At 47.9% G+C, this 25,579-nt stretch carries 17 protein-coding genes and 1 pseudogene; 2 read left to right on the top strand and 16 right to left on the bottom strand.

Annotated features, from left to right (window positions below; translation table 11 throughout):
- Positions 1-102 precede the first annotated feature (102 nt).
- The 15 genes and pseudogenes from AB1L17_RS23690 to AB1L17_RS23760 all read right to left on the bottom strand — a co-directional run bounded on the left by AB1L17_RS23690 (position 103) and on the right by AB1L17_RS23760 (position 20,211).
- Positions 103-417 carry a hypothetical protein gene (locus tag AB1L17_RS23690; RefSeq protein WP_412847582.1) on the bottom strand — a complete coding sequence of 105 codons (315 nt, stop codon included), beginning with the start codon at positions 415-417 and terminating at the stop codon, positions 103-105.
- 26 nt (positions 418-443) lie between these two features.
- Positions 444-3,263 carry a lipase/acyltransferase domain-containing protein gene (locus AB1L17_RS23695; protein ID WP_412847581.1) on the bottom strand — a complete coding sequence of 940 codons (2,820 nt, stop codon included), beginning with the start codon at positions 3,261-3,263 and terminating at the stop codon, positions 444-446.
- 66 nt (positions 3,264-3,329) lie between these two features.
- Positions 3,330-6,929 carry an ABC transporter permease gene (locus AB1L17_RS23700; protein ID WP_412847580.1) on the bottom strand — a complete coding sequence of 1,200 codons (3,600 nt, stop codon included), beginning with the start codon at positions 6,927-6,929 and terminating at the stop codon, positions 3,330-3,332.
- 409 nt (positions 6,930-7,338) lie between these two features.
- Entirely contained in the window at positions 7,339-8,223 is an 885-nt protein-coding gene (locus AB1L17_RS23705) for an S-layer homology domain-containing protein (RefSeq protein WP_412847579.1), read from the bottom strand.
- A 36-nt stretch (positions 8,224-8,259) separates the two neighbouring features.
- On the bottom strand, positions 8,260-8,649 hold the full coding sequence (locus AB1L17_RS23710) for a thioredoxin family protein (RefSeq protein WP_412847578.1): 390 nt from the start codon (positions 8,647-8,649) through the stop codon (positions 8,260-8,262).
- A gap of 184 nt (positions 8,650-8,833) precedes the next feature.
- Positions 8,834-9,364: a YwgA family protein gene (locus AB1L17_RS23715; RefSeq protein ID WP_412847577.1), complete on the bottom strand. Its 531-nt coding sequence runs from the start codon at positions 9,362-9,364 to the stop codon at positions 8,834-8,836.
- A complete protein-coding gene (locus tag AB1L17_RS23720) occupies positions 9,357-10,652 on the bottom strand; it encodes an HD domain-containing protein (protein WP_412847576.1) in 1,296 nt (431 codons plus the stop codon). Before AB1L17_RS23720 ends, AB1L17_RS23715 begins: the two co-directional genes overlap by 8 nt.
- A 136-nt stretch (positions 10,653-10,788) precedes the next feature.
- Positions 10,789-13,899, bottom strand: a complete 3,111-nt coding sequence (locus AB1L17_RS23725; protein WP_412847575.1) for an efflux RND transporter permease subunit — start codon at positions 13,897-13,899, stop codon at positions 10,789-10,791.
- Positions 13,896-15,128, bottom strand: coding sequence for an efflux RND transporter periplasmic adaptor subunit (locus AB1L17_RS23730; RefSeq protein WP_412847574.1), 1,233 nt, complete (start codon positions 15,126-15,128; stop codon positions 13,896-13,898). Before AB1L17_RS23730 ends, AB1L17_RS23725 begins: the two co-directional genes overlap by 4 nt.
- A 35-nt stretch (positions 15,129-15,163) precedes the next feature.
- Positions 15,164-15,787, bottom strand: a complete 624-nt coding sequence (locus AB1L17_RS23735; protein ID WP_412847573.1) for a TetR/AcrR family transcriptional regulator — start codon at positions 15,785-15,787, stop codon at positions 15,164-15,166.
- Positions 15,788-15,915: 128 nt separating this feature from the next.
- Positions 15,916-16,644, bottom strand: a complete 729-nt coding sequence (locus AB1L17_RS23740) for a cell shape determination protein CcmA (RefSeq protein WP_412847572.1) — start codon at positions 16,642-16,644, stop codon at positions 15,916-15,918.
- 11 nt (positions 16,645-16,655) lie between these two features.
- Positions 16,656-17,266, bottom strand: a pseudogene (locus tag AB1L17_RS23745) (YhbD family protein).
- Positions 17,267-17,391: 125 nt separating this feature from the next.
- Positions 17,392-18,327 (bottom strand): RluA family pseudouridine synthase, encoded by a 936-nt coding sequence (locus tag AB1L17_RS23750; protein WP_412847571.1) that lies wholly within the window; start codon positions 18,325-18,327, stop codon positions 17,392-17,394.
- A 75-nt stretch (positions 18,328-18,402) separates the two neighbouring features.
- Positions 18,403-18,573, bottom strand: coding sequence for a hypothetical protein (locus AB1L17_RS23755; RefSeq protein WP_412847570.1), 171 nt, complete (start codon positions 18,571-18,573; stop codon positions 18,403-18,405).
- Between the two features lie 525 nt (positions 18,574-19,098).
- Entirely contained in the window at positions 19,099-20,211 is a 1,113-nt protein-coding gene (locus AB1L17_RS23760) for an aminopeptidase (RefSeq protein ID WP_412847569.1), read from the bottom strand.
- Positions 20,212-20,783: 572 nt separating this feature from the next.
- Between AB1L17_RS23760 and AB1L17_RS23765 the strand changes: the two genes are divergently transcribed.
- A complete protein-coding gene (locus AB1L17_RS23765) occupies positions 20,784-22,022 on the top strand; it encodes an MDR family MFS transporter (protein WP_412847568.1) in 1,239 nt (412 codons plus the stop codon).
- A 74-nt stretch (positions 22,023-22,096) separates the two neighbouring features.
- Entirely contained in the window at positions 22,097-22,744 is a 648-nt protein-coding gene (locus tag AB1L17_RS23770) for a hypothetical protein (RefSeq protein ID WP_412847567.1), read from the top strand.
- Between the two features lie 63 nt (positions 22,745-22,807).
- Here AB1L17_RS23770 and AB1L17_RS23775 read toward each other — a convergent pair whose 3' ends face one another.
- The gene (locus AB1L17_RS23775; RefSeq protein WP_412847566.1) at positions 22,808-25,528 is read right to left on the bottom strand and encodes a DUF4855 domain-containing protein; all 2,721 of its coding nucleotides are present in this window, start codon (positions 25,526-25,528) and stop codon (positions 22,808-22,810) included.
- Positions 25,529-25,579 lie beyond the last annotated feature (51 nt).

Below are 25,579 nucleotides of genomic sequence, written 5' to 3' on the forward strand. Positions count from 1 at the left end.
TTGTATAACCTCCAGACAATCATTCTCCTTCCCTTTATTCTACTCGAAAAACGTGCAGTGACGCAATTTGCCTATGTGCCCAGTTATTTATCCATCGGCTTTTTATGTGTTTCGTTTTTTGTTAACGAGCTGGATGACTTTTTCGACGCCCCACATGATCAGTATGGTTATGACAGCTGTATTGATCGCCATTGCTGCTTTCATGACAAGCAGCTCCCCTAGCATCGTGTCAGAAGGAACAATCAACAAATAATACACAAAGCTGATCAATAGGACACTTACAAAGATAATCCAGCCGCGAAAACCTATTGTAAAGCGAATGAAAGCTGCGATGAGCAGGCCGATGAGAGGTCCTGCAAACATCAGTGAGAATACGAAAGGACCGAGTACTAGCCAGACAAACCAATTATCATCCATTGTCCTACTCCCTTTGCTAATAATGACTACACTTCATTGGAATCCGTAGATTGTTCTATCTCTGTCAGTCCATGCTCATCCAGCAAGTAACGTTTGCCCGTTTCTTTGTAACGCTCCGAATCCTCTGACGAAAAACGCTTGATCAGGAAGCGTGCTGGCTCCTCTCCCACATTTACTACAGGAGGCTGGAATTCCAGGTCTTCACCGTCTCGTACATGGATGACAACGATGCGATCATGGTATTCGATAGACAAGTCTTCCCGTACTTCCTTTTGATTTTCGTCGAGAGTAAAGGTATGGCCTGATTTGTTTATCGTCACTTCAGGGAAAGTCTTGTCAGCTTGTGCAATGATGTAGTACAGGTAGTCGGCATTTTGGTCCGGGGCATTGCGCAATCCTGTTTGTAATTCCTCATCTCCCTGTAACAGCCGCGTTACCTGGTCGATGACTTCTGGTATGGTCGGTAGCTTGGCATGCTCACCTTTTATGTAGTAGCGTTTTATCATATCCTTCTGGGCGTAATTGGCACTCATATACGGAACGGTACCGTCTCCAACGCCTGGATCAAGAATCGGGGACCATTCATTATAAAAGGAATCATAAAAGTAACCGAGTAGCGTTACTTGACCTGTTCCCACGATGGAATACTGTGGAACATTCATCGTTTTGTTGTCCCATTTCTCATGCATTTTGCCGCCATGCTTGACCAGCGGCGTATAGTCGAGGCGAATATTTTTGTCCTTCAAAAATTCATCATAGGTGTAGTACTGAATATTACTCTTTTTGAGGAAGCCAACACTTTCAAAATATTTTTGGGAGGGTAGCAGCTCGTACACAGCAGGTGCATACTCGGAGATCACTTTCCCTGTTTCCTCATCCAGCCAAGGGATCGAAAAATTGTATCCGTGCTTAAGAGCCTGATATGCCCTCGGAGAACCAAGGAACGGTGTTCCCATATACACGACGCGATTTACTTTGCGCTGGTAAGAGACATTAGATAAAAGTGTTTCCTTTACCAAGAGCCCACCCATGCTGTGCGCAACTAAATGCACCTGATTGGCTCCACTTGCCTTTAATGCAGCGTCGATTTTTTCCTTTAGAAATTTGGCATTCTTGGTGCTGCTGTATCGCCAATCATATGGTAGGGCGAATAAGGTGCGGTGCTTTTTGTACCCAGCCTTCTCCAGTTCCTTTACCATGCTGTAATACTGTTCGGTAGCGCCTTTTAAAAACGGCGCATAGGAAAGATGTTCGATCGCATAAAAATCATTTTCTTCCGGGTGTATGGTCGCATCACGGACCACTGGCTGTACATCTACACTATTTGGCTTAATCGGCTCCAGGGCGAGCAGCCTGCGATGCTTGGGATCATTAATGCCAATGAGACTATCACCAAGACCCAACCATATTTCCGATCTCTTTCCATTCTGCTCTACTTCCAGTCGTGAACCTCCCACGCCCGGGATTAATATGACTGGAATCGTTCTGTCTCCTATAAACAGACTGTACGAGTTGGTGGTGAATCCTGAGCGTTTGCTGGCCATTACCTTGACCTTATATGTCCCAGGATAAGCATTAAATACAATGCGTTCGTCTGAGTTCTTCGCTTTCTCGGATTGAGCTACTACTTTACCTGACTCATCTAAGAGATAGACGTCCATATCCATTCCAGTAGGTATTTCCTTGAGAGAGACCTCTATAGTAGAGGAGAGCTTGAAGGAAAGGCTATAAAAATCCACATCCGTTTTTGAATGAAGACTTCCAACGAGGTTTCGGTTGTATGTATCTAGCTCGTACGCCTCTGCCATTGTGTTATTCGGCTCATATCCATCTGCCTTACCACCTCCTTGATCCGCGAAAAAATCCGTTCGCAAGCGGTAGTAGTAAGCCTTCGAAAACGAGCCCTGCTTTCCAATGACCTTGATGTAATACCATTTGTCTTTTTCGAGAGCTAGCCCCTCGATTAACTCCGGCTCATCTCCATGCTGCTCTGAACGAGCAAGCTCCCGCTCCTCCTCATCATACACATATAAATCATAATCTTCGTTTGCCCGAATATCTCTGAGGGATATATTCATCTGCCCATTCGTTGTTCCTTTTATTTTCCAAAAATCAACATCATCTTTGCTGCTTATTTTTCCGTGGCTATCCTTCCCATCAAAAAGCCAGTCCGATCTGCTTCCCATGGTGTCGTTCGGCTCTACCTCAAAGCGGGCTTCTCTACTGCGCAGTTCCACTTCGTCTGGCTTATTCTCACCTGAATAATACTCATAAAATTCTTCTGCCAGCCGGGAAAGCTCTTCATCAGTTCCATCCTTCAGGTCCTGTTCTGTATCTTCTTGCGGAGCTGGAGTTTCTTCCTCGTTCTCGTTCTCGTTCTCGTTCTCAGTCGCGATTTCGATCAGCTCTAGCTGTTCTTCTTGTTCTACAGCGTTTTCGTCCCAAGGCGCCTTTTTGATTTTTATTTTTTCTTCTGTCAGCTCTACGTGTTCAGGCAACGGTAGCTCCCAGATACTCAATGGTTCCTCTGAATCTTCTATGAAAATATGGATCCGGATTGGGCTATCATCAACAGGCTTTACTGCGACGGAAATCTGAGACTCCTCGCGAAAAGAGCGAGTTTTGCTGCCGCTGTCCTGATTGACGGACATCTCGATTCGGTTAGGCGTATCCGATAATTGTGCTTGAAAGCGCACCTCTCCCTCTTCGATCCAAGCCCACGCTTCCTCAACGAATAGCTCCTGTTCCTCTGCCCGTTCTTTTGCCCAGCCCTGCCCGACTGTATTTCCCAAGCATAATGCGAATAGGAGAAGTGCGCTAAACAAGCGCCTTGCAATTATTCCCACAAAAATCCCCCTCACCCTTTTTCTACCTTTACAGTAGGAAAAGACAGAGAGGGGGTGCAAATGTTTTTACTGAGTCGTATGGTTGCGGATTCCTTGTCGCTCCCAAGCGTTTGCAATGATACGCAAAGGAGAATGATAATCTTGCAGCTCGTGCCCTTGTCCTGAAGCTTTATTTAGATAGGAGAAGCCTTTATTCACGTCAAAACGAAAGGAAACGGAGTAATAGACAGCGTAGCTCGCATCCTTTTGAAAACCATACTGCTTATCCCCCATCAAAGGTGTATCGACACCCTCTTCACGAGTCCCGAGCTTGGAAGCAGAATAAGAAGGACCTTTCCAGATCTGGGGAGTACTGACTTGCAAAGACAACGACGACTGTAACGGTGTTTGTCGCAAGCCTGTTTCTGATATCCACGCTCGCGCAGATGTAATCACGGGGAACTGGTTGCTCACTGGATGGCGGTGTCGATCCTGCAGCTCCACTTGCGTCAAAATGCGCTCCCCCGCGTAGTAATCGTTAGGTTGACTGTCTGGATAACGATCTCTGGCATGGTACGCTGCCCACTCTGCTGTATGGCGAATGGAGCCTGTCGCATTTGGCTCAAATACTTCAAAAGAGCGCTCTCCCCCTTTTACCGTAATGGTATAGCGCCCTTCCATCGTTTTGGATAAGCTTTGCGGTTCACACACCTCTTCGTCTTTGTCGTTCGTCGAGCAGCTTTCATAAGACAGGTCAAAATCCACACGATAATCCATCACGATGACAAAGCCGTTGATTTCCGCTTTGTACTTTTGAGATTGCAGTACTTGGCGCCAAGTCGTCTGCGTGGGGACAGTAGTTCCCGTGTACACAACCTCTGTGCCTGTAGATGCACTGCTTACCTGCCATTGCATCGGCGCTCCAGGACCTGTCAGCTTCAGATCCAGCTGTGGTGGCGTATAGACAGCCATGCTCTTGGCATCCGAAATCCACCCCGGATTCGCAGTGACAGTTACGTTTTTAATATTGTCGCCGCTGACTGAGCCCTCCAATTGTGATTTAAATTCCGCGATTTTCTGATTGAGCTCCTGCTCTGTTTTTTGGAAGCCTTCGTTTATTTTCGTCTGATCAATAACCACACGAATCGTAGCAGGCTCACGTTCCCACACACCGTCTACATGTAGCGGCAGCTTTTGTAGCTGTCGACGGTCACTGTCGTAAATTTCCAGACCAATCTCGCCTCCATCATAATCGCCTCCACCATCTGGCGGCTCGGGAACTTCTCCACCGACAATTTTTACGGGCCATGTCGCACGATTGTCTGTCCAGATTGTTTCATTTTCCGGCATGGATTTGGCAGGGTTGATATGGGCAATGAAATCCTCGGATTTCTGCGGATACTTCGTCGGCACCTTAATCTTACGTACCTCACCTGGCTTGAAGCCTTTCACGTCCAAGCTGGTTTCCTTATCCGAGCTAGCCCAGCGAATCGCCAACTTCGTATCATGCGTTAATTTTCCGGCATTCTTCACGTCGAAAGTAATCGTCGCCTCGGTTCCCGCTGCTTGTGGGCTCTTCGGATTCATTTGAAAGCTCGATTTCACAATCAGCAGATTCTCTCCATCCGGTTTTGGTGTGCCTTTGCCGATTTGCACAAAGTAGTGACCTTCGCATCCTTCACTTTTGGGTGAATAAAATTGCACCTTGTACAGTCCTTCCAAAAGAAGATCGTTCTCGTCCTCAGGAAAATACACCCAATGTCCGTTTCCAGAGGTATTTGACCCATCCAGTTCTTTTCCATTTCGCTTTCTTTCCCAGTTTCCTGTGGCTGGATCGAACCATCTCATCGAAAAGCGACTATCCTCGGACAAGAACATGCGAAAACGATATCCGTCTGGAATTTCATCTGCTGCTATTTCAATGGTTTCTCCACGTTTTATTTCTTTGCTCCACTTTTGGTTTTTCAGATCCATTTCTACAGACACCAAAATATCCCGGCATTTTTGGTCAGATTCAATAGAAAATCGCACCTCACCTGTGCAGCCCGTCTCCGACTCGAACAGCAATACGATTTCATCGCCAACATCTACACTTGCTGGCAGCATGAGCCTGAATTGCTCGTCCACCGCCAGTTTGTCGGTTAGCACTGTTTTTCCTCCGGGAGTCTTTAAGTACCAGGTGCCGGATACCTTCGATGAAAAAGATAGATTGGTATCGTATTGGTCTCCCACCTGAGTAAAGTACTTGATATATATCGGGTCTGTCAGTGTATACCCCGAGCTGGCTGATCCATTCATCAGTTCGCCTTCTGGAGAAAATGGGAGAGGCGGCTCGCTGTGTACCAGGAATTTAACCTTTTTCTGGTCCGCTATTGTGCAGGAGGCATCTTTTACTACGATCGTAATTTCCCAATCGCATTCGGGCCGATCCTTCCACTGTGTCCCATCGAAGTTAAGCTTCAGTTTGTACGTTTTTCCTGGCTCAAACTGAACATCATACGGGTCATGAACATTCCCGTACGGAAGCTTTAAGGTGGGGGAATGATAGGATCGCCATCTGCCATTGTCATTTTCCTCAACTGGCAAGGTATAGATTTTTCCGTTCGGAAGTGTTACGTCCCACTTGAGTGAAGCGTCTGAGCTGTCACCGTATTTGGTTGTGTATTTGGCACGAAACGAAAGCGTATCAAACGGCATAATCTCAATGGTTTCACCGTTTCTCACTGAAGATGCCGCCAGCGTAACGATTGGGCATGAGTCTTCGCCATCTCGCGACTCTACTCTAAAATATTTCTCCCAGCATTCTGTTCCATCATCACTGATGTAAACGACTTTTACCCTTCCGCTACTCCCAATGCTTCCTATTCCGACTTTTCTATTGCCATCCACACCATTCTTCATGGGATTTCCATTCATGGTGAACTTCCCTGGTTTATTGGCAAACACGGTGATATCGGCATTTTTTTCTACAACGATATCTGAACCGCCGCTTGCAACGGAATTGTAATCTTTAATATCCTTGTCTCCTACAACTTGAATGTTCAATTTCGTTCTCGTAGACGCAATCGAACACGTTGGCCCCGGATCGGGTTTTTCAGGTTCTTTGGGCTCTTCCGGTTTTACATTACCTACCGTGAATTGTGCTGTATATGGTTGGGAAGCATTTATGCTGGGCGAGCCCTGCCGACTCCTTTGATGCAAATCTGTGATGGTCAGCGAGACCTCATACACACCTGGCTCGGTCGGTTTATATTCCGTATTTGTATAGGTCCATTTGTAGCCACGCGGACTGCTATTCTCGTCTACCTCGGGAACAGTCTTAATTGGATCGCCAAATTTTTCATTAGACAAGATACTTTTGTATCCGCGCCCTGTTGTCTTGTTGATTACACTTAAAGACCATACAAAAATGCCGCGGTCATAGTAAGAAAAGTCCGTGGCATTTGCATTGATCTCAACTGTTTCGTTGAGTTCGTATTTGGTTTTATCAGTTGTTACGCCGCCACTGGGTTGTGGGGTTGTGCGGAAGTGGCCTACTGAGATGTATCCGCCTTTACCGTCTGGGACGAGGTTGTCTCCTTTTGTGTAGCCGGCTCCTCCTGAGGCGGAGGCTAGTTCTGCGAGGTTGTAGGCTTGGTAGGGTTCGAAGTTTGGTACTTCGTTACTGGAAACCTTCTTGCTATACACATTTGCAGAGCCTCCTAGGATATAGTTGGAATTACCACCGAACTTATTTATCCAGTAAATCGCTTCACTTTCGTCTACAAAGTACCATCCTCTGTCTGCTTTTTTGTGTATATCCGCGAAGCCCAGTACTCTATTACTGTCTATTTCTCGATCTACTTCAATTTGAGAAACGGTTGCACCTAGCTGTCCGTCAATACCTGCAATCTGAAGTACATAAAAATTTCCTTTTGGTGCAAGTTCTTTATTTGAATCAACAGTTGCAACTTTAATCTTATGATAATTAGGTGAAGCATCTACAAAATTTGGAGGAGTAATTAACAAACTAAATAGTAGGAAAAAGACAAACACAGAAATAATGTATTTTCTGTGCCTATTAAAAAGTATCTGCATTAATATTCCACCCTTTGCTTTATTGATAAAATTTTCGGGTGTTATTGGTTTGTTCTAAATTAGGTAGTTTAGTATACCAGTATATACCTGCATCAGTTGAGTCATTGGAATTTATAACGCTAAAAGTCATAGAACTTATATTATTTAACGGAATGTTAAAAGATTCGCTATTTAAGAAACCTTCTATCCCTTCTTGTTTAGTAATGAACATTGCTTTTATCATAAAATTACTATCACCCTTAGGCACTTTCCCACTAATCTTCCCATTCACGACCTTCAAACTCTTATGAAACTCAGCGGCATACTTCGCCCCTTGCTCAAGCTGCCATTTATCCTTCCACAAATAACGCAAAATCTCCGCAGCTTCCCCTCGCGTCACAGGCAAATCCTCGCGAAATTTGGGCTGACCACTAGGAGCAGGTTTCATCCATCCCCAAGTAATTAAGGCGCCAGTATTCGTTAAATTCGGATTCTTTTCACCTCGTATCGGCTTCCAAGCAGCATACACCAGCGCCGCGGTTTCTTCTTTCGTTAACAGCCTGTTCGGATCAACCTTCACTCCCGCCAAAATCCCCGCTTTTTCCGCCTTCTCATAGCTATGCTTCGCCCAGTGTCCGACAGGGAGCTGTGGTACCGGTGCTACATCTTTCAATCCACGTATCGCTACTAAGCTCGCAATAAACTGCCCTTGCGTCATTTGATTGTTCGGATAAAAGTTCCCCTTGCTATCCAACCATAAATATTTCTTCTGTACACCAAAATCAATTGCTGCCTTTGCTGTATGAGAAGCGTAATCCTTTGTCGACGCAGCAGCTTGTACGATATGATCGTCAGCAACTCCAGTAAATCCTGCAAATACTAGTAAAGCTGCTAGTAGGTACGCTATCATTGCTCGTTTGTTCATGGAATTACCCCCTCTTTACCGGATATTTTACCTATATTATCCATTTTTAGAAAGGGTCCGATTTAGATTTCGTTGCAAAAAGCTTCGCAACCTATTTTCGGGTACGGCTCCTTCCAGCTTGTCCACCACCTCACCCTTTTCAACAACAAAGACGGTGGGAGTCACTGCTGCACCAAGTCGCAGAGCTTCATCCAGCTCTGTTTGCTTATGGATATCCAGTCGTTGGATTATTTCCGGTGGATACTCCTTCACGACTCTCTCGAATGTCGGACCAAACTCCGTACAATATCCGCAGCTATCACTATAGACGTATACCACTCTTACTTCATGCGCACTGGCTGTACCCCACGTACTTAATCCGACTGCCAGCATAACTACACCGAGCGCAATCCACATCCACCATTGCTTGATTTTACGCAAGTCCATCTTCCTTCCACTTATTGATATGTTTTCACGCCTATGTACTTGTCAAAGAACGATGCCTGTATTATGCGGCTCCGAACTGAGACAAAAAAAGCCAGCCCTGTTGGACTGACTGATGGATAAAAAAAATAGACGTACCACAACTCTTGTAAGTTTGTACGCCATGCTTGTCCTTGTATGATGTTACCTACTGCATAAGTGCCGTTCCGCCGTTTTCCTTCATCAACGTACGCAGTTCTTCAATAAATGCCTGCCCTTTTTGAATCTCTTCTTCGGTGTAGCGCTGCTTGCTCTTAAACGTAAAGATTTTGCCCTTCATTTCCTCATACGGCAAATGGTTAAAATACAGAATCGTAGAAACCAGCTCGAGAAAACGGGAATTCTCCTCGTTCATACGCAAAATCGCACGTTCTCCGCTACCGAAGTCTACCTCATGAAACTTTAGAAAATCACGGCCGGTTTCGTTCAAGGAGTAACGATACATATGAATGGCACCTTTACTCTCCATCTGCTCATCCAGAAGCCCCATGTTGCACAGCTCATCCACTCTGAGCGTCAGTTCCTCCGAATAAGGGCCGTACATGTGAAACTCGTAGCGTTCATCGAAATCCATCTCCAGATGTTTTCCTATGTACACCATCTTTTGCAATTTTTTTCGCCCGCTCACTTCGCCGACTATCTCAATCAGGCGTATGATCTTGGCGTGACGATTAAGCATCCTCCATCACTCCCAGACGTTCTCGAATCTTACGGGAGAGATCCCCCGGCAAAGCCATGACTTTATCCAATGGAAAGTACAGCTTGTAATCAAAGCGCCGCTTTCCGCTAATGGCCTGTACAATCTCTGACTTCTGTGACAGCTCGACCAGTTCGCCTGAAGGCATTTGGAGCATGATTGGAATGCGCTCCTCTTCTTCTCCGGCACGGTAAAAATCATACGGAAGATCGGAGGTCGTGTCTACCTCCAAATAATACATCGGATCAATTCCGGCAGATTGAAATAGTTCTTTGAGCTCAGACAGCAAGCGGAAATCCCTCGGATTATATTCGACGTATTTAAAGAGATTCCTGTCCAAAAAACGAGCGCACAAATCTTTCAGCACAGGGTCTTGCTCTCTGCGCCATAGCTGCATGTAGAAAAGAATAATCGACTCGTCGAGCGCCAAATAGTCAGCGAGCTCCACCTTTTCCTGCAAGAAAGGCAACAGCATGACAGGCTCCTGCATGAACGGATAGCCTTGGGAAAACAGCAGCTTCGCCCGTTGAAAAATTTTGCACAGAACGACTTCCGCACTTCGTGTTACTGGATGGAAATAAACCTGCCAGTACATTTGATAGCGAGACATGATGTAGTCTTCGACAGCATGCATCCCGCTGAACTTAAAGACAATGCCATCCTCCTGCGGTCGCATGACGCGTAAGATTCGCTCAATCTCAAAATTACCGTAATTGACACCCGTATAGTAGGCATCGCGCAGCAAGTAATCCATTCGATCAGCATCGAGCTGGCTGGAAATTAAACTGACAATGAGTTTATTGTCATACGTTTTGTTGATCACTTCTGCCAATTTCTTCGGGAAGCTCTCATCAAAACGGCGAAGAATCCGGTTGATTTGGGTATCTCCGAGCAAAATGGCACGCGTCCAATCCTCGTGGTGATACTTGAACACCTTTTCAAACGAATGGGAAAACGGACCATGTCCCACATCGTGGAGCAAAGCCGCACACAGGCATAATAACTTTTCTTCATAGGTTAACTGGATTCGCCCTTCGAACGTCTCCAAAATTCTGCGCATCAGTTCATATACACCAAGCGAGTGGTTAAAACGGCTATGCTCTCCACCATGAAAGGTAAAAAAACTGGTGCCCAGTTGCCTGACTCGGCGCAAACGCTGGAATTCTGCCGAGTTGATCAAATCCCAAATGAATTTGTCACGCACGTGGACGTAGCGGTGAACAGGGTCTTTGAATACCTTTTCTTCATGAAGAAGCTGTGGCTGTTGCATCCTGGACACTCCCTTCCTATACTGCGTTCTCTCTATTACTGACAGTGAATGTTGATTCTATCATATCATACGACAGGATAGAGAGAAAAAAGTAACAGCGACGAACCTCCCAAAAAGGTCGTCGCTGCTCTCTCAACTATAACATTTCCGCATCAGGCCCATACAAATCGGGGCGCTTCGCGGCTTTTTTCGCCAGCTTTTTGATCTTGCGCTGCGTCAGAACTGTATAGAAGGACGGCACAACGATCAAGGTCAAAAGTGTCGAGAATGCCAAGCCGGAAATAATGGTAACCGCAAGCGGTTTGAACAAGACATCACCCGAAATAGCCAGCGGCATCATACCTGCAATGGCTGTGAGGGAGGTCAATAGAATCGGCCGCAGTCGCGCCTCACACGCAGAAATAACCGCCTGCTTCAGCTCCATGCCTGTATGGCGAGCCTCCTCGATGAACTCGATCAACACGATCCCGTTACGCACCACGATCCCCGCCAAAGCAATAATCCCCATCATGGTCATAAAGCCAAGCGGCGTCTGCGTCACGAACAAGCCTATCAAGCTACCCGCTACGGCGAGGTAAATCGTACTCGTGACCAGTACAGGAATAGTCAAGGAGTAGAATTGCATCGCAATCAAAATCAGGATTAAGAATACGACCAGAATCGAGAGTTTACCCATGTCGATAAAAATATCGGTCTGTTCGGAAGTTTCGCCACCGATCTCATAGCGGTATCCTTCTGGCAAAGACATGCTATCGAGCATCGGCTTGATCTCCGCCATCACTTCTGTCGCAGTTCGGCCTTTCAAATCACTGGTAACCGTCACGCTCCGCGACAAATCGCGATGGGGAATCGTCTGTGTACTAAAGGTCGGTTTTACTTCTGCGAGCTGTGACAACGGAATCAGCTCACCACGTGCATTCGCGATACTGAGTCGCTGGAACAGCAACGCAGGGTCTTCCTCGCCTTTTTGCAAGAAGAGCTTCATGTCTACCAGATCAGATCCCGTATCAAACTCGCTGACGGTAATGCCTTCGCTCACCAGACGCAAGGTCGTGGACAAGTCCGTGTAGTTAACGAGCTTTTGCTCCATCAGCTCTTTGTTGACGACAAATTCCAAGGTGTACCGTTCTACCCCGAAATCGTCCTGCACATTGTACGTTCCCTCTAAACCGGCGACCTTGTCTTTCACTTGTGCAGAAAATGAGCGCAGCGTCTCAATATCCTCTCCGTACAAACGAATCACGACTGGTTTGCCCACTGGAGGACCTGCCTCCAGCTGCTTCGGCAGGATACTCGCTTCCGGATACAGCTTTTTGAATTCCTCCGTCCACGGCTCCAGCATGTTTGCAAGCTTCGTCTCTTTTTCATTGAAACGAACCACTAATTGTCCGACGGTAATGCCACTTCCGGCACCCGTATCGCCCCCAAACATTTTCGGGGCGCTGCCACCTGCATACGCAGTTACCGTCTCGATGCCAGGCTGCTTCAACACCCAATCCGCAGTCCCACGCACCACTCGATCTGTCTCCTCCAAGCTGTTGCCCACAGGGAGACGTATATCGATGAGAAACTGCGGACGATCATCATTCGGGAACAATTCCACAGGGGTGAACGGTATCAATCCATATGCCGCCGTCCCAATCAGTACGCCGATCATTCCAGCCAACAGCGGGCGCTTCAGGATTCTCGGCATGAGCTTGCTCGCATACCACTTTGTGAGCTGCAGCAATTGTTTTCCTAACAATCCAGCGGGCTTGCGATATTCTTCTACGCCAGCCTTTCTTCGTTGCTCATACCATTGGCGAAAGATCGGGATGATCGTCAACGACATGACCATCGACGCCAGCATCGTCATCGAAATAATGGCTGGAACCGGGCGAATGAACTGTCCGACATTGCCGCTCAAAAACATCAATGGCGCAAACGACGCAATCGTAGCCAGTGTAGCGGTCGTAATCGAAATCGATACTTCCTTGGCACCATTGACTGCCGCGGCCATCGGCTTTTCGCCCAGTACGGACAATCGCCGCTCGATATTGTCGTTCACCACCACAGCGTCATCGACCAAAATTCCAAGAACAATAATCAAGGAAACAATTGAGATCATGTTGAGTGAAATACCCAGAGAAGGCAGGAACATGAGTCCTACTGCCAAGGAAATCGGAATCGCCATCGCCACCACTAACGATGTGATCAGGTTCAATCCGAGTGCACAAACCAACAAGACTGCAACAATAGCAATCATCATTTCCCGAGTAAGGTCGCTAAAAAGCTCATCCACACGTTCATTTTGACTATAAATGGAGTGTCTCTCGGCCCCTGCCGGAAGTGTCTTATCCAAGGTAACCATCATCTCGTCTACGCGCTTCTGCAAGGACGGCACATCACTTCCCGTCTCCGCGTTGACGCTGATCGTGATCGAAGGCTTGCCATTGTAATAGGAGGTCGTTTTGACTGTCTCCGTCGCCATTTTGACCGATCCGATGTCTTTCAAATAAATCGGGAAGCCCTCTTGTGAACGGGAGATAATGACGTTGTTCAGTTCTTCCACATCTGTACTTTCTGCCAGCTTGAGCTGATAGGTCCGTTTTTCTGTGGTCAGGTCGCCAAGCGGGATTTTTTCATTTTCCTTTTTGACGGCCATCATCACCTGACTCCACGTGATCCCGTATTGGCTCAGCTTTTGCGTATCGACCTCAATGTGGACTTCCTGCTCTGGTAGACCTTCCACCAGTACATCCGCAACATTCGGAATCGTCCGTAGCTGTTCTTTCCACGATTTCAGCATGGTCCGCATGCTGTACAATTCCTCGCGCGTGTCAGCGGTGACCGCAAACGATTGGACAAACGTACGGTTCAAATCATCGTTGATGATCGGTTGTTTCGCATCGGCTGGCAGATCAGCTTCTGCGTCCTTTACCTTCTTGCGCAGTTCATCCCATTTTTGCTTCGGGTCTACATCACTCTTTGTTTCCACCATGATAAAAGAGACTCCGAGGGAAGACGAGGAAGAAATATAGTTGAGTCCCTGTAATTCATTGATTTTTTCTTCCAGCTTTTTCGTAACGGCCTGCTCGACCTTTTCCGGCGAAGCGCCCGGGTAAATCGTCGTGATCGTCGCCATGTTAATGATGATATCCGGCTGCTCTTGCTTAGGCAGCTGAAAAAAGCTGAGAGAGCCTACAAGTACAATCATGGTGAAAAACAGGAGCGTGATTTTGCGCTTTTGTACGATGTACTTAATCACGGTTGTGTACCTCCTGCCGCCTCGATTGGATCACCGTCAAACAAACGGTCCACCCCTTTGACGATCAGTTGGTCCCCTTCTTTTAGTCCACTCTTGATTTCGAGCTTGTCACTGGCAATCTGACCGATGACTACGTTTGTTTTGACAGCCTTGCCGCCTGCGTTGACGAAGACATGCGCGTCATCTTTTCCTCTGCTGATGACCGCTTCAACTGGTACGTAGACACCTTCCTGCCCTGTTACCGTCTTGGTCGCTTTCACCACCTGCCCGGCAAACCAGTCACGCGTTGGGTTCGCGATTTGGACCTCTACACCAATCGTTCCGGTATTTTGGTTCGTGGCAGGAAATATTTTTGCCACTTTTCCATCCCTTTTTTGTCCATACAGGTCAAGGGAGATCGTCTCGCCTGCTTTCCATGAAGAAATCTCACGGTCAGGGACTGGCAATACGACTTTTAACGTGTCGATGTTGCCGACTTGATAAACGGGGGTACCTGAGCCGACCAAATTCCCTGCAGAAGAGAGCTTGGCGATGATCGTCCCGTTAATCGGCGAACGGAGCTGAGTTTTTGCAAGCGTATTGGCTGCCACTTCTTTGGCAATGACCGCCTGATTGAAAACAGCCTGACTCAACTGTTTGTCTTCCACACGAGCCCCTTGGGTGACCAGCGAATAGGACTGCTGTGCGTTTTGCAAATCTTTTTGCGCAATCGTCAGTCCATTTTGTGCACTTTCATACTCGCTTTTAGAGATGGCGTTTTGCTGGTAGAGCTGTTCAATTCGGTTGAAATCATCCTGCATTTTTTGGAGAGCCACTGTTGCCTTCTCCACCAGCAATCGCGCTTGCGTCACTTCTTGCTCCCTCGCCCCATTGGTTACCTTGCTAAGGTTTGCCGCACTCTGTTGCATTGCAGCGTTTGAAGAGGCGACTTGGAGCGAGTAATCTTGGGCGTTCACGCGGGCAAGTACATCACCCGCTTTGACCGTGTCTCCTTCTTTACGGTTCATCTCCACGATACGACCGCCTACTTCAAAAGAGACGAGTGCTTCCTCCAATGGAGCAAGCGTACCAGACAGCTCCGTGACGGTTACGGCCTGCTCCTTCTTCACTGGTGCAACGACGACATGCTTCACTTCCTTCTGGGGTGCCGAAGCAGGCTGTTGCTCGCTGCAAGCCGTCGTTGCCAATAATCCGATCATCATTACAGATACAAGCCATTTTCTCTTCATGACTTCCTCCGCCCCTATGTAACTATGCTGTTTATTTAGAATCGCTTAATGCCTTGTAGCAAGATTTCAGAAGCATTTTCGAAAAGCTCTTCTTCTACCATTTCGAGATCGAGATTGACCCGATACTTCGCCATGAAGGCATAGAAGAAGGTGGAGACGAACATAAGAGCAGCCGTGCACGGATCTACTTTTGGCAAATGCCCTTGCTCCTGGAACGCGATGAGCTTGTTGGACAATACCTCGACTGCGGTCATTGGCAGGCTGCTGAACAACTGAATGACTTCCGGATGGTTATCCGCTTCAATCATGCAAATCATGAGAATTTCTTTGCGTTCAACCAACAGGCCGTAATACGTTCGTGCGTAGCTGACCAGCATTTCCTTAAGATCAGCGAATTCGCCTTGCAACCCTTGCTCCAGCTGCTCTCGAACATCCATGATTTCAGTCAGAAGCTCTTTCAAGATACCTACCTTGTTCTTGAAATGACGAAAAACGGTCACTTCATTAACCCCTGCGAGCTCAGAAATCTTGCGTGTCGTTGCTCCCTTGTATCCCTTTTGTGCCATTAGCTGACGTGCGGCCGATAAAATTCGCTCACGGGTTTCCTGTTCCTCTTCGCCTCTCCCCCCCAGCTTCTGTTCTATATCTGGGTGATCCATAACGCACCTCCGTGCCAAGCAAGCAATTACTTGCATTTTCATTTTTTTCCAAACCCATTATATAAAGAGCACGCATGCATGTAAATACTTGCATGCAGTTTCCGATTCGATTTTTTCTCATTCCAATATTAACGCTTTGTCAGTGTCTTAATCTGGGAGCTTGGGTCTTGCTTACAATCTGTGCTGTATTCTACCAGGTCAATTTCGCAGTCTGGGCCGATCTCGATCTTGTTGCCACGAACGACCTTGGCCTTTGTGTTTTCCAGATAGATTTCGTCTCCCTCAATCGTTTCTACAGACAAGGTATTATTGAGAAAATGCTTTAACAGTTTGTTCAAGGTGCTGAGCCCTGTTCGACGCACCTCGATGTGCTCTCCGCCCATTTCTTTTGCCTCACAGCTGCCATGCAGAAGTACCTCGATACGCCCCGCATTCAGCAGTCCCCCGATACTAAACGCACCGTTTGCCCGGAACACTTCCGCTTCGCAATCCCCTCCTGTTTTCAATGAACCGAGAACTTTTACATCTTCGCCTGCCATATTGCCCTGTACCTTGACGTTGCCACCGACTTTTAGCTTCGTAAAATTCAAGTCGTCCGCAACATCAAGCTGACCGTATACGGACAACATATCCATCTTCACTTTGCCTTTAATCGACGCATTGCCCTCGACTCTTGCCGAAGAGCCAGTGAGATCGCCTGCGATACTGACATGACCCGCACAATGCAGCGTCTCGCACTCTACGCTCCCATTGATCTTGCCGTAGCCCTGCACATCTACTTTGTTGTATACGCCACCCGTAGCGTTTACTGCCCCATGAAAGATCAAATCCGGCTTGTTATTGTTCTCGTTCTGCATGGTATCTCCCCCTACATAAATTTTCCTTTTAATTCTTCAATGCAATTGGCTAGAATCAGCCGCGACACTACCTTTACACCGCTGTCAAAATACATTTCAGTAGAGCCAGACACCAACACGAACGTGGAAATCCCCATCTTGCGCATAAAGACCAGCTCACAAGGCTTCCCTTCGAATTTGGGATAGTGACTAGCCAGTACCTGCAGCAAACCGCCTCCTTCTTCTACACTCAAGTCTCCTGCTGCCAAAAGCTTTTCTAACACATAGGCGTACAGTGCCTGCTGAAAGGTAAAGGTCCGTAAGCTTCCGAGAAAAACGTTAAACACTTCTAAAGAGGTAGCCGTGCCAATAGTTCCTCTGCGGACAACGACGTTTCACTCATATTCGGTGAAAACATATCCGCCAATTCATCCAGCGACAAGTCGTCTTTCATATTGAGGATCTTGTCGATTCGAGCCAAAATCTGTTCGCGCGGGAAGAAGGTTTCTTGCCCTGTAAAAGTCGCTCGGCGAATGAACCACTCCTCTGGAATCAAGTTCTTTCGTTTCCAACGGTATAACTGTCCGTACGAAATACCTGTCAGCTCCAGCAGGTCCTTCTTCGAGATTACATTTGTGTCCAAGTGAAGCACCTCCAAAAACAATGTAACATAACACTGTTACGTTATTCAACTGCGGACTGTTCGACACACGGGGGACTTTTGCACAGAAAAAAGGACTTCTGTCGTAGAAGTCCCTATGGCCGTGCTTATTTAAACTCCGCTTGTATCAAGCGTTTCAGATCAGAAGGTATCGGTGCCTCAACCACAATCTCCTTTTCGAGAAGCGGATGCAAAAAAGACAGCTTCGAAGCATGCAGAGCCTGTCGGCGTAACAATCCTCTCGCTCCCCCGTACATCGTATCGCCAGAAAGCGGATGTCCGATGTGGGCAAAGTGAACGCGAATCTGATGGGTACGCCCCGTCTCCAGCCAGACGCGAGCAAGAGTCATACCCTCAGAGATCTGTTGTATCTCGTAATGCGTGATGGCAGGATCACCGCTCTCCACGACTCGGCGCTTCGTAGGATGGCGCGCATCCCTGCCGATTGGCGCATCAATCGTTCCAGACCCCTCTGTTAACACACCACTTGCAACCGCAAGATACTCGCGATGAATGCCCCCTTCGCGCAGCAGCTTGTCAGCCAGTTGGTGACCATAGCTGCTTTTGGCCACGAGAATAGCACCTGATGTATCCTTATCCAGCCGATGCACAGGGTGTACGCTCGCCTGCTCCCCACGCGCAGCAAGTACGGCAGCAAGTGCGTGTACCAGCGTATCCGTCTGCTCCTGATTGACCGGGTGCACCATCATGCCAGCCGGTTTGTTTGCAATCAAAAGATGGTCATCCTCGTACAAAATGTCGATGGACGGTAATGGTGTTGTCGCCCCTTCAGGCTTCGTATCATGCCGTGGCTGCCCGGACGGTTGCTCCTGTCGCTCGATGACCCGAACAGCAACGTTATCCCCTGCTTTTACTTGCCGTTGCAGGAAGGGCTGCTTGCGATTGAGCAGAATCCCCTTGCTTCTCGTCAGCCGCTGCATCATACGGCCCGACACGTTGAGCTTTTGCCGGACGATTTGCTCCACGTTCATGCCCGCGTCTTCTTCACTGACGATGTATTCGATCCAATCTTTGCGGCTCACGTCTAATCCCTCTGTTCCATGCTTTTTTCTTATTGTAGCAAAAGGAAGCCAGAGATGCTCGTCTGTCCTGCCCGACTACCGGTACAGCCATATATCGACTAGCATCTGATCAAACCCGGGTACCTCTTCCTTTTGTCCCGTTTCAAGCAACTGTGTGATGCAGCCTTCACAACCGCGGTATTCCAAATCGATTCGACCTGATGTAAAAAAGGCGTGTAAGCAGCTTTTTTTATTAAGCAGTTTCACAAAAATTCCCCCTTGAGTTACTTTTTATACTTTTTGTTATATTAAGTATACAACCAAAATTTGAACTTTACAAACATTTTTATATAAAAAGTAAATAATAATCTTACGCTTGTGGTCGGGGGAAGACATGTGACAGTGCTTACGTACAGCTTGTGTTTACTTCATGCTTTTACATCGTTTTGGAAGTTATTCAAGGGAGTCTTAGAACTTTCATCAACATGAATCAACTTACAAGAAGTTAACCAAAAGCCGCGTAGGAAGAAGCGCATTTCCAGTCCAAGCGCCTCTGGAGCCCAACCCAGCTTCGGAATAAATGGCGGGGAATTTCAGCTTCACTTATGAAACCCTTCCCCGAAACGTCTACGTTTGAAGCGCTCCCGCCATTTATTCCGGAGCGTGCAGTCAATCCCCCTGGCGGGGCGGAGGCCGAAGCGTAGACTGGAAATGCGCTTCTTCCCTCACCACAGCTACGTTTAACCAACAAAAAAGCCACCATGCTACGCATGATGACCCTGTTATACCAACTTACCCTTTTAAGTTTTCCGGATTGAGTCCTTGCAGCTCTGGCAAAACGAACAGACCGTCTTTGCGAATCAGCACATCATCAAACCAGATTTCGCCGCCGCCGTACTCGGGACGCTGGATGTTTACCATATCCCAGTGAATTTGGCTGCGGTTGCCGTTATCGGCGGTGTCGTAAGCACGGCCTGGCGTGAAGTGGAAGCTGCCGGCAATTTTTTCATCGAACAAGATATCGTTCATCGGATGCAGGATGTACGGATGCACGCCGATTGCGAATTCCCCGATGTAGCGCGCTCCTTCGTCCGTATCGAAAATTTGGTTGAGTCTCTCCGTGTTGTTAGAAGTCGCCTCGACGATTTTTCCGTCTACAAACTTCAGACACACATTTTCGAATTTCGTGCCCATATAGCTGGTTGCTGCGTTGTATGTAATGGTTCCATTCACGGAGTCACGCACAGGTGCTGTAAAAATCTCGCCGTCCGGAATGTTGCGAAGCCCGGAGCAGATGACACTCGGGATGTCCTTGATCGAGAATTGAAGATCCGTTCCCGGTCCCACGAGACGCACCTTGTCCGTGCGATCCATCAATTGCTGCAAAGGCAAGAAGGCTTCGTGCATCTTTTTATAGTCAAGTGAACATACGTCAAAGTAGAAGTCTTCAAAAGCTTGTGTGGACATGTTAGCATTTTGAGCCAAAGCTGTTGTCGGGTAGTTAAGCAGCGTCCAGCGTACATTGTTGGTCATGTAGTCATACAATTCCTGCATCACAGTCTGCTGCGCACGACGGCGTTCCACGGGAACATCTGCCATCTCACTGTCGTTTGATGGACCGTTGATGACGATGTACGTATCCATATTTTTGTACATTGTCTCTTCCCATTTAGCGAGATGGGTAGCACGCTCTTCGCTTGCACCAAGCATCAGCTCGCGTTGGATTGCCGGATCAAAAATCCGTACGAAGGGAAAAGCTCCCAATGCGTACGCCTGCTTGACCAATTCTTTGGCCAAAGCGTTGCCTTCGCCACGAATATCAATCAACAAGGTTTCTTTTTCCTTCAGACGTACCGAATGGCTCAACAAATTTTCCGCCAACTTGACGATGCGTGCATCCAGCATGCGATATCCCCCACATTCTTAAATGATTTTGGTTATTGTTAAAAAATATTTTACCGAATGGAAGCACCTTTTTCAATTATCGATGTTCTTGGTACTATTCGAAAAAAACCAAAAAATTATCTTGCATAGTTTCGACTCTTTCGAGTATTCTAATCAACAAGAGTTTACCTATGTAAAAAATTTGAAAGACGGGAGTGCTGAGTTCATGGTGTTTTCTGTAGTTATCTTCGCTTAGGTGGGGCCTCTGATAAGGGGCACTGCCTCTTACAACCCTATCCAAAAGCTAGAAGCTGCGGGATGCCTGAACCGCTTCCGTCTTTTTCTCGATATGAATTGCGGGCCTTGTTCTACGGGTGAGCAGTCGGTTTCATATACCTAAAATCAGATGGTATATAACCGCCTCTCTTTTGTCCTCCGTTGAACGGGTTATTTCCCGCCACCCTTGTATCGTCTGATAAAGCGCAAGCGGAAGAGCACCGTCTCTATCCCGTTTGCGCTTTTTTACATGCCATTTTCCCAAGAAGGCAATCGAGGTCAAGGCACCTGCAGAAATGAATGGAGGAATTTGTGTCATGATTTGGCGTTCGTGGGATCTTAATTTGAAGGTACGTCTGTTTGGCGAATTGATCACGCACACCTTCTTTTGGATGTACTTTCCGTTTATGGCGATTTATTTTAGCGATACGTTTGGGAAGGACGTAGCCGGGCTGCTCTTGATGGTGCCGCCGCTGCTCGGGATGCTGTCCAATCTGTTTGGAGGATATTTGGCTGACCGGGTAGGACGCAAATTCACCATGCTGCTCTCGCTCTGTACATCGACGGTGATGTTCGCGCTGTTTGCTTTCTCACCGTCCCCTTGGGTCGACTATATTGCCTTCATCGGTATCGGGATTGCTGGCGCTCTCTACTGGCCTGCCAGCTCCGCTATGGTAGCTGATTTGACCACGGAAGAGGATCGTCGAATCGTTTTTGCAACCTTTTACACAGCGATGAACGTCGGAGTGGTCGCTGGTCCCGTTCTGGGCTCTGTCTTCTTTGTCCATTATCGCCCGCAGCTACTGCTGTTCTGTACCATCGTGGAGTTGCTCTTTGTGATCACAGTCTTTTTCCTGATCAAAGAAACACTGCCTGAGCAGGTCCGACAAGAAAAGGCAAAAGAGCGTTTTTCTCTAACTCAGCAATTCAAAAGTTACGCCATTATTTTCCGAGATAAAGCATTTGCCCTATACATTGGCGCAGGGGTTTTGATTGCCATCGGATTCATGCAGCTGGATATTTACATGGCGTTGTATGTCAAAGAGCATGTCATGCAGCAGCCATTATTATCGTGGGGTAACTGGTCTTATTCTGTTGGCGGAACCAGTGCATTCGGCTGGCTCATGGCCCTAAACGGCTTTTTGGTAGTTCTGTTTACACTGCCGGTCACACGCTGGTTCGAAAACTGGAGCGATCGCAATAGCCTCGTCATCTCCTCGATCTTATTCGGTCTCGGCCTGTTCTTGATGGCATTTACGACGAATATTTGGCTCCTGTTCGGCTGTATGGCGATTTTGACTTTCGGTGAGCTGATGCGCACGCCAGTCGCCCAAAGCTTCATCAGTAAATACTCACCGGAGGATGCCCGCGGTCAATATATGGGAGCTTCGTCCTTGCAGTTCTCGATCGGGCGCTTCATCGCTCCTCTGACGATTGGTCTATCCCAATGGCTCGCTCCTGTTGGCGTATTCGGAGTCATCCTCGGATTAACCTTAGTCAGTGCTTATCTGTATATCATTCTGTTCCGGATGATTGGTGTGAAAGAATCGAGCTAGAGCATGTCCGTACTAGCAAATCCCCTCCTTGCATATAACTGGGTAGTAGATATGTATGCAGGGAGGGGAAACGATTGAATCAGCCGAAAGCCTTCGCGACATTTCGAAAACAACGGGGAGTCGTATACCGTACTTCCACTTATATTCAATGGGGATCTGATTGTTCTGCCCAGCCTTCTTTAGGGAGCTGTCTTTTGCTCAATCCTGGTGCGGCCAAGCTCTCCCGGGAAAGACCTGCACCCAACCATACTGTCATGGGGCAAACCACGCTTGATCCGACCATGCAGCAATTGATTCGGCTGACAGAGTCGATCTATGAAGGACGAGCCTTGACTGGCAGATTGCACATTTACAACCTGTTTTCCGTGCAAAACACCTCTTCCGTGGATGCCATACCTCGTTTGGAGCAATTGATCGAGGAAGGAGAAACAACACTCGCATCCCAACTCGTATCGATTCAAGAGCTGCAAAAGCACCCTTGGCTACTGCTCGGATGGGGATGTCTACAAAGGCGCTCATGGCAGCATTTTTCTTCACTCAAGGAAATGTGGAACAGACAAATCCTCGCTGCTGGAATTCCGACCTTTGGCAAGCGATGCTCCAATGGAATGGACTACTATCACCCTTGCCCGCGCCTCCACTCCATGAGAGAGGCCGTATTGCGTGATTTGCTTGTCATGTACAGACAAACGATCGAGAAAAATTCCTCCGCTCATGCTTAGTGCTACTGACCAAAAAAGAGTCTGTCTCCCCACAAAAGCGGGAAACAGACTCTTTTCCTTTTACTACGGCATCTCGCTGCCCTCGTAGAACTCATCTCGGTCAAAACGACCACGCATCCATTTGTACGTATCGTCATAGATGGCGCGCTTGACCGGGTCCGTACTCTTGATAGACTCAAGCAGTGTCTTGGAACCGAAGTAGTAAGCGTGTACGTTGTTTTTATCCATCCCCAGCTTGTGGGTGGCAACTAGCTGATTGTAGTAGGTTTGATAGAACTTCGGATCATTGTACATCTTCCAGTCGCCTTCGATCTCGATGTCCATGTCGTACTTCTTGACAACATCCAGTACCCCTTGGATACGGTCAATTCCCACCGGCTTGTCGCTGTAATAGCTCGGCTGCAGGAACGCCTTATCGAAATAAAGAGATTTCCACTCGGACACGCCTGGTGCACCGAAATACGGAATCCAATAGTAGCGCAACGCTTCGTCATGCACCATGCTTCCCATGTCGCGAATCAGTTGGCGTTCTTTCGGCGCACTATCCTCAACCAGCTCATGGAACCAATAGATGCCTTCCAGCTTCAGATAAGCGTATTCTTCCTTGTTCCAACGCTTCATCAGCTCCTGGAAGTACCATTCAAGTGCTGCTTTGCGGTTCTGATATGCTTGCTCTTCCCCGATTCCTGCCGGATTGAACGAAAGGGAAGGCTTCTTTTCATCCAGTTGACCAAAGTTGGTCTGATTGGCATTCGGATACGGCAACGCCAACACGACATTCTCCTGAGTTGGTGTCGTATACAGCGTACCACGCAAACGGTTATACTCTCTCATCGCCTGGTTGAGCGCATCTAGCTGCTTGTTCGAGCCAAACAAATCATTCATATACTTTGTCCAGCTTTCCTTGGTGGCAGGAATAGTCTGATACGGCAGGAAAAGAATCGTATCAAACATTTGATCGCGCATATAACCATCTACGGTGCGGTAGCCAACCATCGGGAGGAAATCCTCTTTGGTCCATGTCCCGAGTTCGCCATGCTCCCCGGTATATACGAGCAGCATATTTTCTACACGGCGCCCTGCTTGTTTGTCTTCTTCCAGCTTCGCCGGGTTTGGCGGCGGCAGCAAGACAGCGCCATCGTTCCACTCACTGTCAGCTTTTGCCCATACCTCCAGCTGACGAGCAAACGTGAATACTTTCACCGGGAATGATACCCGGACATAGCGAGTGTTGACGTCAGGCAATGTCACGCTCAATGTGCGTGTAACCAGCTTGTCCTCTTTGGCGGAAACATCGTGAACGGCTCTCCCCGCATACGACCACACTTTTCCGTCACGCGATACCTCAACTTCCATATATTCTGGCATCGTGATGCCCGAGGTCTTCTGCTGCTTAAACGTCAGCGCAACTCTCTCCAATGGCTTCGCCTCGTCGAGCTCAACGGTCACCTTGCGCCCAAACTGGCGGTGGTACCCCGTCCAATCTTCTGTAGGCGTAACAAGCCCGCCTACTGGACCCGGATACTGCTTCTCCAGCTCTTGGAAATACGAGTCTGGCGTTCCAAAAGTAGTAACCGATGTATAACTGCCTGGTGCGATATTGACCAATTCGTCCTTCTTGGCTGGCTCCTCAGCCTCTTCTTCCGAATCATTTGGCTTCGTTTCATCTGTCTCAGACGTTGCCGGGTCTGTCTGAGCTTTTTCTCCATCCACTACCGTCTTTGTTTCCTCTGTTTTTGTAGCTGTTTCTGTGGATGAAGCCGCTGCTGTCTTGCCTGCATCCTTGATCTCTACAGGAATCGTAGTCGTTTTGTAGCCTACTGTAACCGTAAGATTCCCTTTTCCCGGAGTTGAACCTGCTACGAAGGTTCCGTCCGCACGAACCGATCCCAGCTCGGGACGATCAAACGCGAAAATAGGCGTAAATGGCAGCTCAGCTCCGCCCACACTGCTTACCTTTAAGCGTTGGCTCGTGCCAGCAGTCAAGCTCAACTGCTCTACATCTACTTTGTAGTTCACCTGTTCTGCTTGTTGGTAGCGTGCATCCAAAACGCGCTCAGCGATCACAGCAGCCTCTGCACGCGTGACGGTTCCTGTCGGATTAAACTTGCCGCCTGCGCCTTGCATCCAGCGCTGATTCGTCACTTCTTCCACCGCTGTTTTGGCGTAGTCTGCGATCTCTGCTTCATCGCTGTATGTGACAGAAGTCTGGGCCGCTGCTTTCGTCACGGAACCCTCTTTCATCAAACGAGACAGCATGACAGCCAGCTCTTGCCGGGTAAGCGGGTCTATTGCACCCATCGTATGCTCACTTTTGCCGTTCATCACGCCAAGCTCAGAGAGTCCGTATACGTACGGTGCATAAGCACTCTCCAATGGCACGTCATCAAAAACTGCTTCCTCGATCTCTGTTGGTTGAAGACCGATAACCTTGGTCAGCAACACCGCAACATCCTGACGAGAAATCGTGTTCTGCGGGTTGAAGCGGTTATCTCCCTGACCACTGATCATATGAAGAGCGGCCAGTCTGTTTATTGCATCACGGGCGTAGCTGTTGCCCAAATCCGTAAACTCCGTGCGCTCTTCTTCTTGTTTTTTGAACTGATCCTCCAGCTTCTTGGTCTCTTCTGCTGGTTTCTTCGTCTCTTCTGCTGGTTTCTCGCTCTCCACGGCCGGCTTCTCTGGCTCTGTCGCAGCATGAGTCAGCGGCGCACTTTGGACCAGCAATGTGGACGCAGCCAATAATACGGCCAGCATTCTGCTCCCGAATCGTTTCTTACTCATTGCATTTTCTCCTCCAATTATGCCCCTTCTTTACGAGGTAGTTCAAAAAGT

This window comes from Brevibacillus jepli (assembly GCF_047229145.1).
In the GTDB taxonomy this organism is placed as follows: Bacteria; Bacillota; Bacilli; order Brevibacillales; family Brevibacillaceae; genus Brevibacillus.